Source organism: Peptoniphilus sp. (genome assembly GCF_050943655.1).
In the GTDB taxonomy this organism is placed as follows: domain Bacteria; phylum Bacillota; class Clostridia; order Tissierellales; family Peptoniphilaceae; genus Peptoniphilus_A.
Genome location: NZ_JBMNPQ010000002.1, coordinates 14,868 through 31,062 on the forward strand (window position 1 = coordinate 14,868; position 16,195 = coordinate 31,062).

At 35.8% G+C, this 16,195-nt stretch carries 17 protein-coding genes; 5 read left to right on the top strand and 12 right to left on the bottom strand.

Going from position 1 to position 16,195, the window contains the following annotated elements; all coding sequences use genetic code 11:
* Positions 1 to 561 precede the first annotated feature (561 nt).
* From ACOX6R_RS00430 to hpf, 6 genes are all read right to left on the bottom strand, one after another.
* The gene (locus tag ACOX6R_RS00430) at positions 562 to 2,178 is read right to left on the bottom strand and encodes an alkaline phosphatase (RefSeq protein ID WP_433446089.1); all 1,617 of its coding nucleotides are present in this window, start codon (positions 2,176 to 2,178) and stop codon (positions 562 to 564) included.
* 589 nt (positions 2,179 to 2,767) lie between these two features.
* Positions 2,768 to 3,082, bottom strand: coding sequence for a DUF3870 domain-containing protein (locus tag ACOX6R_RS00435; RefSeq protein ID WP_433446091.1), 315 nt, complete (start codon positions 3,080 to 3,082; stop codon positions 2,768 to 2,770).
* A gap of 1 nt (position 3,083) precedes the next feature.
* Positions 3,084 to 3,869 carry a serine hydrolase gene (locus ACOX6R_RS00440; RefSeq protein ID WP_433446093.1) on the bottom strand — a complete coding sequence of 262 codons (786 nt, stop codon included), beginning with the start codon at positions 3,867 to 3,869 and terminating at the stop codon, positions 3,084 to 3,086.
* 1 nt (position 3,870) lies between these two features.
* Positions 3,871 to 5,049 carry a DUF819 family protein gene (locus ACOX6R_RS00445; RefSeq protein ID WP_433446095.1) on the bottom strand — a complete coding sequence of 393 codons (1,179 nt, stop codon included), beginning with the start codon at positions 5,047 to 5,049 and terminating at the stop codon, positions 3,871 to 3,873.
* 34 nt (positions 5,050 to 5,083) lie between these two features.
* Entirely contained in the window at positions 5,084 to 6,175 is a 1,092-nt protein-coding gene (locus tag ACOX6R_RS00450; protein WP_433446097.1) for a dipeptide epimerase, read from the bottom strand.
* A 226-nt stretch (positions 6,176 to 6,401) separates the two neighbouring features.
* Positions 6,402 to 6,917 carry a ribosome hibernation-promoting factor, HPF/YfiA family gene (gene hpf, locus ACOX6R_RS00455; RefSeq protein ID WP_433446099.1) on the bottom strand — a complete coding sequence of 172 codons (516 nt, stop codon included), beginning with the start codon at positions 6,915 to 6,917 and terminating at the stop codon, positions 6,402 to 6,404.
* Between the two features lie 133 nt (positions 6,918 to 7,050).
* Between hpf and ACOX6R_RS00460 the strand changes: the two genes are divergently transcribed.
* Together ACOX6R_RS00460 and ACOX6R_RS00465 are read left to right on the top strand one after the other, a co-directional pair.
* A complete protein-coding gene (locus ACOX6R_RS00460; RefSeq protein WP_433446101.1) occupies positions 7,051 to 7,971 on the top strand; it encodes an FUSC family protein in 921 nt (306 codons plus the stop codon).
* Positions 7,958 to 9,649 carry a hypothetical protein gene (locus ACOX6R_RS00465; RefSeq protein ID WP_433446103.1) on the top strand — a complete coding sequence of 564 codons (1,692 nt, stop codon included), beginning with the start codon at positions 7,958 to 7,960 and terminating at the stop codon, positions 9,647 to 9,649. Before ACOX6R_RS00460 ends, ACOX6R_RS00465 begins: the two co-directional genes overlap by 14 nt.
* A 96-nt stretch (positions 9,650 to 9,745) precedes the next feature.
* Here ACOX6R_RS00465 and rpsR read toward each other — a convergent pair whose 3' ends face one another.
* From rpsR to rpsF, 3 genes are read right to left on the bottom strand one after another with little or no spacing between them, the layout of a single operon-like run.
* Positions 9,746 to 9,970 (bottom strand): 30S ribosomal protein S18, encoded by a 225-nt coding sequence (rpsR, locus tag ACOX6R_RS00470; RefSeq protein WP_433446105.1) that lies wholly within the window; start codon positions 9,968 to 9,970, stop codon positions 9,746 to 9,748.
* Positions 9,971 to 9,984: 14 nt separating this feature from the next.
* Positions 9,985 to 10,485 carry a single-stranded DNA-binding protein gene (locus ACOX6R_RS00475; protein WP_433446107.1) on the bottom strand — a complete coding sequence of 167 codons (501 nt, stop codon included), beginning with the start codon at positions 10,483 to 10,485 and terminating at the stop codon, positions 9,985 to 9,987.
* Positions 10,486 to 10,497: 12 nt separating this feature from the next.
* Entirely contained in the window at positions 10,498 to 10,782 is a 285-nt protein-coding gene (gene rpsF / locus ACOX6R_RS00480; RefSeq protein ID WP_433446109.1) for a 30S ribosomal protein S6, read from the bottom strand.
* A gap of 111 nt (positions 10,783 to 10,893) precedes the next feature.
* On the opposite strand from rpsF, the gene ACOX6R_RS00485 reads away from it, so the two are divergent.
* On the top strand, positions 10,894 to 11,370 hold the full coding sequence (locus ACOX6R_RS00485; RefSeq protein WP_433446111.1) for a methylglyoxal synthase: 477 nt from the start codon (positions 10,894 to 10,896) through the stop codon (positions 11,368 to 11,370).
* An 11-nt stretch (positions 11,371 to 11,381) separates the two neighbouring features.
* Positions 11,382 to 11,804: a PPC domain-containing DNA-binding protein gene (locus tag ACOX6R_RS00490; protein ID WP_433446113.1), complete on the top strand. Its 423-nt coding sequence runs from the start codon at positions 11,382 to 11,384 to the stop codon at positions 11,802 to 11,804.
* 1,141 nt (positions 11,805 to 12,945) lie between these two features.
* On the opposite strand, the gene ACOX6R_RS00495 is transcribed toward ACOX6R_RS00490, so the two are convergent.
* Genes ACOX6R_RS00495 through ACOX6R_RS00505 form a run of 3 tightly spaced genes read right to left on the bottom strand, consistent with a single transcriptional unit; the run spans position 12,946 to position 15,228 of the window.
* Positions 12,946 to 13,287: a phage holin family protein gene (locus ACOX6R_RS00495; protein WP_433446115.1), complete on the bottom strand. Its 342-nt coding sequence runs from the start codon at positions 13,285 to 13,287 to the stop codon at positions 12,946 to 12,948.
* 24 nt (positions 13,288 to 13,311) lie between these two features.
* The gene (locus ACOX6R_RS00500) at positions 13,312 to 14,688 is read right to left on the bottom strand and encodes an aldehyde dehydrogenase family protein (RefSeq protein ID WP_433446117.1); all 1,377 of its coding nucleotides are present in this window, start codon (positions 14,686 to 14,688) and stop codon (positions 13,312 to 13,314) included.
* Positions 14,689 to 14,739: 51 nt separating this feature from the next.
* Positions 14,740 to 15,228 carry an LURP-one-related/scramblase family protein gene (locus ACOX6R_RS00505; protein WP_433446119.1) on the bottom strand — a complete coding sequence of 163 codons (489 nt, stop codon included), beginning with the start codon at positions 15,226 to 15,228 and terminating at the stop codon, positions 14,740 to 14,742.
* Between the two features lie 130 nt (positions 15,229 to 15,358).
* Here ACOX6R_RS00505 and ACOX6R_RS00510 point away from each other — a divergent pair, with 130 nt between their 5' ends.
* Positions 15,359 to 16,120, top strand: a complete 762-nt coding sequence (locus ACOX6R_RS00510; protein ID WP_433446121.1) for a hypothetical protein — start codon at positions 15,359 to 15,361, stop codon at positions 16,118 to 16,120.
* Positions 16,121 to 16,195 lie beyond the last annotated feature (75 nt).

Sequence of the window (16,195 nt, forward strand, 5' to 3'; positions counted from 1 at the left end):
GAGAATTAAAAAGTCTAGTAAGTTCAACGTGTTTTCCGAAGTGGGCGTTGGGGGTTAGGTTGGTGCGCGAGGAGAGGGAAGGGGACAATCGCAGCGTGCGAGCGGAAGCCCCCTTCCCTTCCTCGCAAAAGGGAATACAAAATGCAGTTTTGAGATTAAGCTATTTACGATTTAACCTTAAGGTTGTTTCATTAAGACGATAAGGTCTCGCCATACTACTTTGCAGATCCCTCGACTAACGCTCGGGGAGGAAGGTTTTCTCGTTAAGACGCTTAGGCTGTTTCTCCACAAGGTGCAGATCTTTCGACTCGCGTTTCACGCTCGTTCAAGATGACGGAGTGTAGAGGTTATGACTCAAATAGGTCGTTACTGTGCCTATGATTTATCCACTTTTTATGGAAGATGCCTCTCCATACGTCATCCTGAGCAAGGAAAATTTATTTTCCGCGTCGAAGGATCTGTAGAGACTCGGGAGCTATGTGTCATCGTTTTAATAGTGCAATAAAAAAAGCCACATTCCGTGGCTTCTTTTATCTTATTAATCTTATCAAGCTTATCAACTTATTTTACTAGATCAAATGCATCTTTTGATACATATGTTGCTCTTCCTGTGTAAATTGTAAGTCCTTTTAGTTCTACTTTTTCTCCGTTTTTGATTGCGTAGTTTTTAGATACTGGGAATACTATTTTGTCGTCTCCCTTTGTTACTACTGCTTCGTAATTGTTTTTGCCTAGGACGTTAAATTCTACTTTTGCACCCTTGTCTTCAAATCCTTGTCTGATTGGATTGTAAAGTTCTTCTGTAAGTGCCTTTAAGTCAATATCTAGAATGTCTTCCATATATTTTCCAATTTCATTATTATGGATAGTTCCCATAAGTCTCTTTGCACCGTCTGCTGTTGAGTAGCAGTAAAGTCCAATGTCTCCACCAACGTGACCGCCAGTTGTCCAGTCAATGTGGCTTCTTGCTGAGATTACTCTACCGATTGCTGATTCTGTTTCTTTTTCATTTTTGATGAAGTTTAGTTCTTCTTCAGTTAAATCAGAGATGTTGAAGTTTTCTTTCATAACTTGTGCAATATTTGAATTGTCTTCGTTAATAAGAGTTGCAGCTTTTGTTGTAGAAATTTTTGCGTTTCCTATAATATTTGTAAACTCTTCTAATTTAGCTTTGTCATAACCTTTTGAAATATTTCTGTGTCCAAAAGTTATTCCGCCAGTTCCGTGGTCTGCTGCAATTACTATTACAGTATCGCCCTTTTCATCTGCAAAGTCTTTTGCAACTTTTACTGCATCATCAAAAGCTTTGACATCGTGAACAAGTCCAACTGGGTCGTTTGAGTGAGCTGCCCAGTCAACTTCTGAACCTTCAACCATTAAGAAAAATCCCTTGTCATTTTTTGATAATACATCAAGAGCTTTCTTAGTCATTTCTGCAAGAGATGGTTCTTTTGCTGGGTCTCTGTCGATTTCAAATGACATTGCATCTTCGTCGAAAAGTCCCCAAATTTTGTCGCTAGTAGATGCTTTCATTGCATCTGGTGTTGTGAAGTAGTCGTATCCAAGATTTTTAATTTCTGCAATTAAATCTTCCTTGTCATCTCTTGTAACTTTTTCTAAATGTTTTGAACCTGCACCAAGTACTACATCCATATCTTGATAAACTTGTTGTTCACCAAGGTCTTGGTAATTGTTTCTGTCAGGATTGTGTGCAGAAAAATCTGCTGGAGTTGCGTGTTGGATATTTGATGTAGACACAATTCCTGTTGATCTTCCACTTCTCTTTGCACCTTCTAGTACACTTGCAAGTGGCATTTTAGATTTGTTTTCGTCAAATGGTTCTGCACCTGGCATACCTGCTTTTGATGGATAAACTCCAACAAAAGGAGATTCAGATTTAATTCCTGTTGCCATAGCTGTACCTGCTGGAGCTGAGTCAGCAATTGGAGTGTTGGCATTGTTTGTTCTTACCATTCCAGTTGACATTTCGTCCATTACAAAAGTTTTGTCCTTTGTCATCCATCTTGCAGTAGTATAAGCCTCAATGCTCATACCATCTGGTATCATCATGATTACGTTTTTTGCACTTCCGTAGTCTTTAGCTTCAGCAAAAACAAAACTTGGAGCTAAAGTTGCAACAGCAAGGGCTGTCGCTAAAAATTTTTTAAATCCTTTCACAAAAATCCTCCTAAATATTCATTGATGCATATAATTTAACAGATAGTTGTAAAAATGATTTAGAGGGTTTGTAAAATATTTATATATTGGGCAAGGTGTGTTTGGAGCTTAAAGGATCTGGAGAGACTCTGAAGAGATGTGTCATAGTTTTAATTAGAATTCCCATCCAACGTCATCCTGAGCAAGGAAAATTTATTTTCCGCGTCGAAGGATCTGTAGAGTCTCGGGAGCGATGTGTCATCGTCTTAACCAAACTGCGTATTGGAGTTTCCCCTCAAAGTTTTCTCGTTAAGACGCTTATGTTGTTTCTCCTAAAGGTGCAGATTCTTCGACTCGAGCAAAGCTCTCGCTCAGAATGACGAGATAGAGGAAACATCAGGTGTTACAGCAATTTGCTGATGTGTTTTGTTGTCTCCTTTAGGCTTATATTTTAAGACGACTAGGCTGTTTCTCCTAATGGTGCAGATTCTTCACCCTTCCGGGTACACGGCGACTCGAGCAAAGCTCTCGCTCAAGATAACGGATTTTGAATTTGGATTCTCAAAATTGCAATTAAAAATTCTAAATAAAAAAGGATCCATGCAGGTCCTCATCCATTAATTTTTTTATATTTTTGAAGTGCATCTCTATAGGCAACTGTTATTGCTTTTGCCGATGATGCTAAATATCTCGTGTTTATTTCTGATATTATTTTTTCTTCATCCTTAACTATATTTTTTCCTTCGAATATTCTCTTCACAAAGTCTCTTGTAAGTTCAAGCGTTGCATTGCAATCGAAACAATATATATCGCCGCTTTTCCTATCTACTTCCATTGCAATATAAAAAAGTCCGTATATTTTTGTTATTGCATTGTCCATATTTGTTCTGGCTTCGCCCGTTATATATAATGTTTCTCTTTCCACGCTAAACCTCCATAAAACAATATACCATTTTTGATATCTCAGCTATTATATCTTTTGCAATATAATTTTTTGTTCCATTTACTAAAACTGTGAGTATATAGTCACAAGTGTCTGTAAAAAATATTCCGCCGTCATTTTCTAAGTTTTCTAAATCTCCACTTTTGCTCGCAAGTTTTAATTCTTCTGGCAGATATTTTTTAAGGCCGTAGTTTAATTTTTGACAAAGTAGTATTTCAAGGGCTATGCTACTCATCTCTTCATTTATCAGTTTTCCATCATATATCAGTTTAAGTATATTCATTATATCATTAGATGATGTGTAATTGTCAAAGCCTTTTTCTGCTGATTCTAGATCCATCATCTTTCTTTGAAGTACGGTGTTTTTTAGGTCTAGCATCTTACCCATCTTATTTATTTTCTCCATGGACACAAGGTCTATTAAAAAATTTGTACATGAGTTGTCGCTAAGTATTATCATAAGCTTAATTATTTCTTTTAGAGAAAATTCATGGCCCTCTTCAAGCTCAAATACTATTCCGCTTCCCTCTACTATGTTATGAGGAGAAATAATGTATTTCTCATTAAGGCTAAGTTTTTTCTTATCCACTTCGTCTAAGACTTCTGCCATTATTAAAAGCTTTATCATACTTGCAGAGGGAGATTTTTTGTCCCCCTCCACATTAAATGTAAAGTCTCTCTTTAAGTCACAAAAGCTCACGCTAATATTTGCATTTTGATTTGTGACGTATTTTTCTATTTTTTCTACAAGTTTTTCATAATTTTTCATATTACATCATTCGAAGTATCTGAGCAATTCCAATTCCGAGGAAGTTACCCACTGCTGCTCCCAAAACTCCCATTAAAACTCCTATACCTGCATAGGACTGGTCATAGGCTGATGCAACGATTGGTGCTGATGCTGCTCCGCCAATGTTTGCAAGTGATGCTGTTGAAACCATGCAAAGGTCCCATCTGAACATTTTTGAGAATACAAACATGAGCACTACGTGAACTATTAAGATGAAGAATCCAAAAACTACCCACATTGGTGCTGTAAGTAGGTCGACAATTGATGCTGTTGATGCAAGAAGTGATACTACTGCATATAGATACACGTTTGATAATTCTTCTACTGCTGGAACTTTTCCAAGTGGTGTAAGTGCACAGATTAGTCCAAGTATTGTTACAAATAGTGTTGTGATTGTTCCCTTATCAAACATTCCAAGGCCTGCCTGTGAAAGTGATTCGTTTAAAGCTCCTCCAATGTATTGAGATACTGCTGAAACCATTAGTGAAAGACCAATTAAGAAAATCCAGTCTGCTGATGTTGCTTCTTTTTTGCCCTTTGCTACTTCTTCTGCTGCAGCATCTGCTACGGCTTGTAGTTTTGATGTGTCTGCATTAGTTATTTTGTTCCACTTTGGTGCATATCTTACTGCCAAAAGTAAAAGTGCAATCCAAACTGAATAACATACTGTATCAAGTGCAAGTGCACAGCTATATGCTCCCGCATCTACTGGAAGTGCTGCCTGCATTGCTGCCATGTTTGCAGATCCTCCTACCCAAGATGCATAAAGTGCTGCAACTGCTCCCCATGTGTTGTCTCCAAGGTGTCCCTTAAAGATTATATATCCAATGAGTGTCCCAACGAATAGAGTTAGTGAACACGCCAAAAATATTGACACCATTCTTCCGCCAAGCTTTGCAAGTTTTTTAAAGTCACATCTCAAAAGCATTACAAAAATCATTGCGTAAAGTAAATTATTTTTTAGTGCTGAGTATGTTGTTGAACAAGCTTCTGAGTCGTAGAGACCCATTGTGCAAAAAGCCATGTTAAGTACATAGATAAAAACTAGTGGTGGCACTACATTAAATATTTTCCACTGAGTGTATTTTTCAAGTGCTAAAAGTGCTCCCGCTACAAACATCAAGAATGCAATATAAGTAAAACCATTAGTTATAACCATAAAAACCTTCCTTTCTTTTTTTATTTTTTAAATTTTAGTCAATGTATTCTATGTCCTCAATCCCCTTGATTCCAAGGCCGTAGTCGTTTGATACAGTTATGTCTTTTTCTTCAAAAACTGAACCGCCTATTACTGGATCGTGTGTGCAAAGTATTGGGCCATCAAGGTCAAACTTCGTGATAATTTGTTTTGCACAAGCAAGGTGCACTGCCGCGTTTACACTAATCTTTGCCTCGAGCATACATCCGAGCATACACTCAACCCCTGCAAGCTCTGCAAGTGATGTAATCTTAAGCGCGTTATAAATTCCTCCGCACTTCATAAGCTTTATGTTAATCATGTCGGCCGATTTTGTCTTTACAATTTCAAGTGCATCTTCTGGTGAGAATACACTCTCGTCTGCAAGAACTGGTACAGTTGAATTATCTGTTACATACTTTAATCCCTCAAGGTCGTGATAGATTACTGGCTGCTCAACTAGCTCTAAATCGATTAAATTCTCCTGCATCTTATCCAAAATTCTAACAGCTTCTTTTGGCGTCCACGCTTGGTTTGCGTCGATTCTAATTTTTGGTTTATCGCCAACGGCCTCTCTAATTTTAACGAGCCTTTCCACATCAAGAGAGTGATCGATTCCAACTTTTACTTTTAAAACGTCGTAACCCTTCTCTACTGCATAAATTGCATCAGCTGCCATTATATCTGGTGGGTTTACGCTAATTGTAATGTCTGTCTCAATATTTTTTCTAGATGAGCCCAAGAGCTTGTGCACAGGAATTTTGTAGAGCTGTCCGTACAAATCATAGATTGCCATGTCACATGCTGCCTTTGCGCTTGTGTTTTTAACTATGCACTTGTTAAGGTCAATAAGTAAGTTTTCAAGATCGTCTATGTCGCGCCCGATAATTGTTTTATTTATGTGATCTTTAAAGGCCGCTATAATTGATCCCGTAGTCTCTCCAGTTATGGCTCCAGTTGGTGGCGCCTCGCCATATCCAACATTACCTGTGTCTGTGTGAATTTCTACAACAACATCTTCGATTGAGTCCACTGATCTTAATGCAGTTTTAAATGGAACGCGAAGAGGTGCTCTTAATATTCCTAGTTTTACGTCTGTGATTTTCATATTAACTCCTTTCTAAACTAAAAAAGCCCAATAAAATACTAAGAGTATCTTACTGGGTTTCAAAATGTTTCTTGAGTTAGGGAAGTAACTCACGCAAATTGCTACAGTTTTTTATTTACTTACAAATATTATAATAAATATTATTACTTTAGTCAACTAACTTGTTGATTGTTTGAAAAAATTTTACAATAAAAAAGAGCCCCTAAGGGCTCAAAAATCATAAACTTTATACTTCTATAATTCCGTAGTTGCCGTCGTTTCTCTTGTATAAAACTTCGATTGCATCTATTTCTGCGTTTAAGAATATAAAGAATTTGTGATCAAGTAGTTCCATTTGAAGAATTGCTTCTTCTTCGCTCATTGGATTTAATTGAAATTTCTTTCTCTTTACAATTTTATTTTCTTCTTCCGGTTTATCTTCAATTAAATCGAATCTAATTGTCTCGTTGTTTTGATATCTCTTTTTAAGTTTAGTTTTATGTTTTCTTATTTGTCTCTCCAATACGTCCACTGCCTTGTCGATGGAAGTGTACATATCGTCTGTTGTCTCCTCTGCCCTAATGATTGTGTCCGGTAAGTATACTGTTACCTCTACAGTTTGTGAATCTTTTATGACAGAAAAAACAACTCTGGCTTCGATTTCTTCAGAAAAATATTTTTCAAGTTTTGATAATTTTTTCTCAGCCATGTCTTTTAAGCTGTCAGTTATCTCCATGTTTTTTCCAACAAATTTAAATAACATAAACGTCACTCCTTCCTGTGTAAATTATTTTTACCCAAGATTTACATTTTCTATCACACTAAAGTTATATACTCTTATTACTCTCAATTAGATTTGGGTATTAAATTAGTAGTTTACTGCGAGGACTGATTTTATGAAAAAAGAAAATATACCTGGTATCAATAAATTAAATTACAATTATAGAATTGGAATGAGAGCAATTAAGACTGCCCTTGCTGTTGTGATTGGCTTATATATTTCTCAGCTGCTTCATCTGAACTCGCCAATATTTGTATCCATTGCGGCAATATCAACTATGAAGGGCTCACTTTATGAATCTCTATCTGACACAAAGAAGAGACTCTTTACCTGCGTCTTTGGCGTTGTGCTTGGATATTTATCTTCAAAAATTTCGTTGCCATTTTATTTTGAACCTCTAATAGCAGGTCTTGGCATACTCTTTATAATTTATATTTTAGTAGTAATCGACATGAAGTCCATGACACAACTTTCATGTATCGTTTTTATGGCATCTTTTGCAGCAGAGTCAAAGTTAATCTATGCCGTTAACAGAATTATCGGCACATTCGTAGGCGTTGGCGTTGGTGTAATGGTAAATTATTTTATATCTTCACCCAATGTTTACAAAAATTATTTTGAATCCGTGAAGAAGACTTATCGCTCTGCCAACAGGGCCCTTAGAGAATATATTGTAAATGACAACTTAGAGCTCGATGAATTTGACACAGATTACAAAAAGACAATTAAACTCTATGAACTTTTAAAAAAAGAAGTCAAGACTCCCCTTGTAAGTGAAATTGACATCTCAAAAGAAAAAACTATGATGTCACTTCTAGACAGCATATCGGTTAGGTTCGAAGTTATAAAAAATACTGAGGGGAAAAATCTAAATGCCAATCTTGTAGACGAACTACATAAAAGATACAATGTAGATAAAGAGGCAACAAACAAACTGACTGAATCCGATAGAGTTAACAACTATCACATTGAGTCAATTTTAAATTATCTAGACGAATTAAAGAAACTTATAGGTGAAAATAATGATAACAATTAATGATATATACGAAACTTACAAAAATATAATGGATATTTCAAAAAATTTTGCAAGGCTTCCTTCAATAACTATTGGAGATGATGATAATCCAGATGTAATCTCGCCCTTTGAGAGGGAAGATTTTATGGCGTGGAGCGACTTTGATAAAGAAGATGCAATAGATCGAATAGACGGAGCCATGATATTTGGGCTTCGCGACAAAGATATAGAAAAAGACGATAGAGAAAAAATAAAAGAGTCTCTACTTTCTTCTTATGCATCAATTTTTAAATTAAAAGAGACTGAGCTCGGACTTGAGGCTTTCGACATGATGATGGAAAAGCGCTATATTATTTCAAAAACTCCTGCCACTTGTGACTTAAAATCAAATATGGTTATTATGAGAGTTGCATTTTATGACGGCGAAGCTTTTATTCTACACGTACTTAGAAATATAGAAGACGAGTTCTTTGGCCGCGTAGTAAAAAGAGAGTGGGATGATTTCCTATCTCTTGAAATGCCGCCAAACTCTAGCCAACACGAAATCAAAACATTTTTAAAACGCCATCTGCCCGACTTAATACTTATGTACTATTTAATTGATAGGGACATCTATGACATAGTTAAAGAAGGAAAAAGTGTCTCAGGTTACAACGTACTTGCAGACGCATTTACTAGAGAAGACTTCGAAATATTTAAAGATTTCGTAAGGAGCTATTCGGGAAAAACTTTTGAAGAGACAGAGATAATTCAAAACACAATCCTCTCCTACTTCTATCAAATTTATGAAAATTATTTAAAAGAGAAGTCACTCTCCTTTAAAGATTACAACATCAATTTTGCAAAAATTATTGAATCTTGCTGCAGAGATGGTATATATGTTACGAGTGAGGCTCTTAGTGAGCAGATTGGATTTTTGTGGGATTATTACTCCCTACTTAAAAAAGATGGACGCGATGTGGACTTTATTTTAGATAACTTAGACGATGCGAAAAATAATATTTTAACTTATCAAAATATTTTAAAAAAATCAACGAAGGGATTTTATCTCGACGATGACATCTTTAAGTGCGTTATAAATAGCGATTGGGACCCTGATGATTCAAAGTTTTTGGATTTGTACGAAAGCTTCTTGGATATTGTTGATAACGAGTACATCACAGTCCTAAAAAACGGAAATATTTCGCCTGGAATTTTACAAGAGCTTGCAAAGACCTTTGAAGTAAAACCGACGCGCGAAGTAAAAACATTTAAAAATTACCACTTCCCACTTTTCCAAATATTTTTATCATTCTCAGAAATGAAGGACATATTGGTTAAAGAAAGCTTCGAGGGCATGACTTATCTATCAATGGGAGATAATGCGCAAAAATATTTTATGCTGCCAGAAGAAATTAAAAAGAGTCTGTGGATAAGCACAATGTTAAATGAAAACTTTGTAAGAAAAACTTTTGGAAATGACACCGATAAATATGCAGAATTTATAATCGACTTTACGACGAACCTTGCCATGGGAAGAAGAATTACAAAACACGACATCAAAAGCGAACTTATGCCACTAATAGATGGCCTTATACTTTTTGGAATAATAAAAGGCGAAAAGGAATACAAGCTGACAAGGCTTGGAAAGATTTTATACGATTACTTCTCAGTGTCAAACAAGAAAAACAATGTAATAAAAGTAGACTTTTCAAAATAAATAAGTCCATGAGATTTTCATCTTGTTACGGAAAATTATTTTATTAAAATATAAAAAACCCCTGAAGTTTTAAACTCCAGGGGTATTATTTTTATATTAGTCAGCACTGTATGGTAATAGTGCGATTTGTCTTGCTCTTTTAATAGCAACTGTCATTTCTCTTTGGTGTTTAGCATTTAAGCCTGTAATTCTTCTTGGAAGAATTTTACCTCTATCAGAAATGTAGTTTCTAAGAGTTTCTACATCTTTGTAGTCGATTTTTTTAGTCTTATCCTTTTCAAATGGATCGACTTTTCTTCTTCTGCCAAATCTTCTTTGCATTTATGTTAACCTCCTTAAAATGGAATATCCTCATCGTCAATAGGGAAAAAACCGTCGTTGTCATTGTTGCCAACGCTAGAGAAGTCATCGCCATATGCAGAGTTAACTGGTCCACTGTTTTGGTTAGGTGATGAAAAACCACCTTGATTTTGGTTAAATCCACCCATGTTTTGTCCACCGCCAGATGAACTGATAAATGTAATATTATTAACTACAACATCTGTTGTATAAACAGTTCTTCCGTCTTTTTCGTAGGAACCTGTTTGGATTCTTCCCTCAACACCAATTTGTGAGCCTTTTTTAAAGTAGTTAGAAATAAGTTCTGCAGTAGAACCAAAAGCTGTGCAACCAATAAAGTCCGCAGTTTGCTGATTATTAGCTTCCATCTCTTGTTTCTTTTGTCTACTTAATCTACGGTCAACTGCAACAGTAAATCTAGCAATTGCCATACCATTTTGACTGTAACGAACGATCGGATCTCTTGTTAGTCTTCCTATTAAACAAACGCTATTCATAATATCTCCTCATTAGTCTTCGACTTTAACAATCATTTGTCTCATTACTGGGTCCATGATTTTAGCAAGTCTATTAAGTTCTACAATGTGTTCTGGTAAAGTTTCAAATTCTACGAAAACATAGTAAGCTTCGCTTTTGTATTCGATTTCGTAAGCAAGTTTTCTCATGCCCCATTCGTCTACATTTTGTACTTTGCCGTCTTTTTCGATTGCATTCTTAATTCTTTCAAAAGAAGCATTTCTTTTTTCTTCTTCCACTTCGGGATAAAACATAATCACCGCTTCGTACTTGTTCATTTAAATTACACCTCCTTTTGGTCTTCGGCATAGTTTTTCTCTATGCAAGGATTTCAATCTTTGATATTATATATTATATAAAAGAATTAGTCAAGAATTTTTGAGGTGATTATGAAAAGTAAAAAAATAACTGTCCCAAAGAAAAAAACAATAGCACTTGTAGCTCACGACCACAAGAAGAAGGAGCTTCTTGAGTGGGTTAAAAAGCACGAAGACAAACTAAAGGGCCACAACTTTATTGGCACAGGCACAACAGCTGCCATCATATCAAATAAAACATCACTTGACGTAAGAAGACTATCATCAGGTCCACTTGGCGGCGACCAACAACTTGGTGCTTTAATTTCAAAAGGAGAAATTGACATATTAATATTTTTCTGGGACCCCCTTGAGGCACAACCTCACGACCCAGATGTGAAGGCGCTTCTTAGAATATCGACGCTTTATGACATAGCCATGGCAACATCTCCGACAACAGCTGACTTCATACTGTCATCGCCTATGTTTTTAGATGAGTATGACAAGAGCGTGCTCGATAGCGAATATTCAGTGGAAGAGAGAATCGAACGAGATAACTTTGAAGACTAATAGGAGGAAATATGGATTACAGAAGATTTAACAACACAATAATAGCAAGAATCGATAGAGGCGAAGAAGTTCACGAAAAATTAGAAGAAATCGCCACAAAAGAAAACATAAAGCTCGCAAGCATCTACGGACTTGGAGCGACAGACAAATTTAGAATAGGATCATTTAAAGTATCAAACAAGGACTACACAGAATACGACTTCGAAGGCGACTACGAAATACTATCAATAATAGGAAGCATATCCACAAAAGATGGAGAGTACTACCCACATCTTCACATAAGCTGTGGCGATGACAAAGGAAAAGTATTTGGCGGTCACCTTAAAAAAGCTCGCATTAGCGTAACTTGCGAACTGACAATAAATGTAATAGACGGAAGAGTCGAAAGACAAATAGACGAAGAAACAGGAATAAACATTTATAAATTTGACTAATAAATTGGGGCCGCTGGGCCCCTTTTTGTGTGGAGAAAATTATTTTATAGATAATCTGTAGGGTCGTGGGAGCGATGCGCCCTCGTCTTAACCACGTTGCATATTGAAGCCATTCCCCGTAAGATGTTCTTGTTAAGACGATAAGGTCTCGCCCTACTACTTTGCAGATCCCTCGACTACGCTCGGGATGACGGAGTGTGGGGGCGTCATCCTGAGCGAAACGGAAGGCGCAGCCTGGAGTGCAGTCGAAGGATCTGTAGTGTTGTCTGGCGATGTGTTTTCGTCTTGATGTAAAAGTGTTTTGGGGTGATATGCGGCAGTAAAGTTTCGCAAAAAGCCGTTAAAAATTTCATTTGTTTGAGCAAGCCACAATAACCATTTCAAGTTAAAGAAAAAAGCTATAGAGAAAAAACTTAACAAAAATTATAACTCGCGAGTTATGAAATTTAGGCTTTTTGCGGAGTACTAAAAAGTCAGATAAGTTCAACACATTTTCCGAAGTGGGCGTTGGGGATTAGGTTGGTGCGCGAGGAAGGGAAGGGGACAATCGCAGCGGATGAGCGGAAGCCCCCTTCCCTTCCTCGCAAAATGAAATGCAAAACGCAGTTTTGAGATTAAGTTATTTATGATTTAACCTTGAGGTTTTCTCGTTAAGACGACAAGGTCTCGCCCTACTACTTTGCAGATCCCTCGACTAACGCTCGGGATGACCGGTAGGAGACGACAGTGAATGTAGATAATTTCATAACAATATCAGAGAAATGCCCACCTCCAACGTCATCCTGAGCGAACGAAGTGAGTCGCACTTTACAGCATAAGACCTACGACGAAATCAAAGATTTCTGTTAGGTCTTTAAAGGATCTGTAGAGTGATGGCGACGATGTGTTGTCGTCTTGATGTGAAAAAGTTTTGGAGTTTTTCTCCTTTACGCTATTTCTTTAAGACGATGAGGTTCGCCCTACTTTACAGATCCCTCGACTGTCGCTCGGTATGACTTATTGAGACGTTTATATGAATAAACTGTTATGTGCCTTTATGCAATAAATTTTTCTTACAAATCAGTCAACTCTAATTTTACTTCAGTAAAACTTTTTAAAAACATAAAAAACCTACAGACCTTAAAATCTGTAGGCTTCTATATTATTTTTCAAAAATTTTCATTACAAAACTATTTATTAAGCCAAGTACTATTGCTGCCCAAAATGCTGTTCCAAAGCTTGCGATATAAGCATTTGGTGTAAATTTAAAAGCAATCATTAGCACTAGAGCATTTACAACTAAGGAAAAAATTCCGAATGTTAATATTGTAAGTGGTAGTGACAATACTTTTAATATTGGTTTAATAAACATATTGACAATGCCAAGAACAATTGCAAAAAGAATCATTGTTCCACTTGTTGCAAAGTGAATGTTAGCAAAAAGTGCATCTAGAATAAAAATTGAAATTAAGTTAGCAATTAAAGTTGCTATAGGACTAATCATTAAAAAACCTCCATGATTAATAATTTATTTATAAAATTTTTTTAAAATATTTAAGTAACTATCTTTGTAAGGGTGGTTCCTAAACTTGATGTCAAAAAATTTGGATTTATATAGGCATGTCCTCTTCCTTGTAAAAGTATCAAAGCTTGCCTTGCCGTGATAATTTCCAATTCCAGAATTTTTAACTCCGCCAAAGGGAGCTCTATTCGATGCCATGTGCATAAGCGTGTCGTTTACGCATACTCCTCCAGAATTTATATTAGAAATAATCTTTTCGATAAAATCATCGTCGTCAGAAAAAATATACATTGCAAGGGGATTTTTGTTAACTTCAACGATATCACGAATCTCATCGATGTTTTCAAAGGTCAAAATCGGAAAGATTGGTCCAAAGATTTCTTCGTTCATGACTTTTGAGTCAAGACTCGGCGAGTCGATTATAACGGGAGAAATTTTTAAATTTTCTTCGTCAAAGTGCTCTACTCCAAGCTTTGGAAAGATTGCGTTACCTTCAATCAAGTTTGCGACTCTGTTAAAATGTCTTTCGTTAATAATATTTGGATAATTTTTGTAATAATATTCCTTACTCGGTATGGCCTTTTTTATCTGATGAATTATCTCATCAATCAGCCTATTTTTAACCAAGCTGTGACATATGATGTAGTCAGGTGCGACACAGGTCTGCCCCGCGTTCATAAGCTTTCCAAAGACAATTCTTTTGGCACATTTTTTGATATTTACATTTTCATCGACAATAGTAGGCGACTTGCCACCAAGCTCAAGCGTAACGGGAGTTAGATTTTTTGATGCTGCCTCCATTACAATTTTTCCAACTCTAGGGCTTCCAGTAAAAAATATATAGTCAAAGTCCTTTTCGAGAAGCTTGCTGCTTACATCTTCTGCTCCCTGAACAACTTGTACCCTATTATCAGAAATCTCCTTTAAAATTTTATCTATCCAAAAGGAAGTCTCGTTTGCGTATTCAGAGGGCTTTAAAATAACAGTGTTTCCGCCAGCAACTGCTCCCACAAGAGGAGTTAGACTTAAGTTAATAGGATAGTTCCAAGGCGACATTATGAGTACGACGCCGTGAGGCTCTTTAATAACCTTAAGGCTTCCTGGAAACTGCGTGATTGAAGTTCTAGGATTATCAGGTTTTGATAATCTTTTAAGATTTTTTAAAAAATAATTTATCTCTTCATACACAATTCCAAGCTCTGTCATAAAAGCCTCGGCCCTTGACTTGCCGAGATCCTTATAAACCGCATTTAAAAGTTTTTCTTCGTGCTTTTCTAAAGCATCTTTTAAAATTCTAAGATAATAAATGCGGCCATCGATGTCTCTTGTCTTGCCACTTTTATAATAATCATAAGAATTTTTAAAAATTAGATCAATGTCCATAGCATCACCTACTTACTAATCATATACCCATATTTATATCAAATTACTTTATTAATTTGCACTGCGTGCAATGTCTATTAAGTGATCTATTGCAATCATAAAGGCGACGATTATGTCCATGTACTCTTCATCATATATCTCAATTTCAAATCTGTCGGCAATAGTAAAGAGCTCGCGCTTCATCTGGCCAATTTCCTTGTCGCCATTTTTAATCACAAAGTTGTGGGATAAAAAATCTCCTTCGATAGAAATATCCATGCTTGGAAAGATTACATCAATTTTCTTATAAAATAACCTAAAGCGTGACTTTAACCTTGCCACATCTCCATTTGCAAAAGTTATTACAAACTCGGGAAGATAGTGGAGAAGTTCCCTTGTGATGACGAAGATCTCGTTATGATTTTTATCAGAAACTGTAACATTTAACCCGAAAAAAGCAAAATCTTGATCCACATAATAAACCACTTCGTCGTTCTCATCTAAAATTGGATAGTGGTCTGTAATCTTAAAAACTTTTTGCTGTATGTATAATTTTTTCATAAAAACTCCTTAAACTTAAAAAAATTGGGCATATAATATATAATATTATTATGTTAGAAAGTTTTTTGTAATACAAGGAAAAATCTCTTCTTTGACAAAACTTAACTTTTTAATCAGAATGGAGGAAAACATGAAGAGAGAATACAGCTATTTTCCAATTTTTGGAATAATCATAATTAACGCAATAATAGCAGTGATATTAAATGAAATTTCTGAAAACTTGGAATTTATACAACTTATCGTGGGAATAATATCAAACTTTTTAATCTTTTCGGGACTATTACATACGAGAACGGGAGGAATAGGAGATTATTTTTCAAACATCAAGAGAATAAATGCGAATGTAATATTTGTAAATATAGTCTCTGGAATAATAAGCGCATTGTTTTTGATGCTTATCATATCCTTAAGCGCGGTCTCTTATATTCCAGATGACATCTACTTTGAAAAGAGCTCATCTAATATTGGAATAATAACAGCACTGGTAATTGGCACAATAATTATGGAACTTATATTTATGTACACAAACTTGGTGTTGGCAGACGAGAGAAATGAAGAATTAAGCTTTGGAGCTTCGCTAAAACTTGTAATAAAGACTGGATTTAATTTGACACTTGAAACAGTAAAAATATTTTTAAAGATATTTTTTATACCAGTGATATTTTTAATAATAGTTGGACTAATGACTGTGACAAAAAGTGTTGGAGTTCTGCCAACAATTGCAGTAATAGGACTTTCAGTGAGCATTATATATTTAGTATTTGCAATACCAACATATATGGCTCGAATCTCCGATGCGTATATAGATTACACAGGACATAACATTGATGGAAAATTAGAAGATGGGGAAGAACAAGACGAAGAAGAACGAGACGAAGATCCAGAAGATTAAATAGTAAAAAAAAGGTATGGTGCATAACTTGCATCATACCTTTTCTATTAATAAAGAATTTAGAAAACTCTCGGC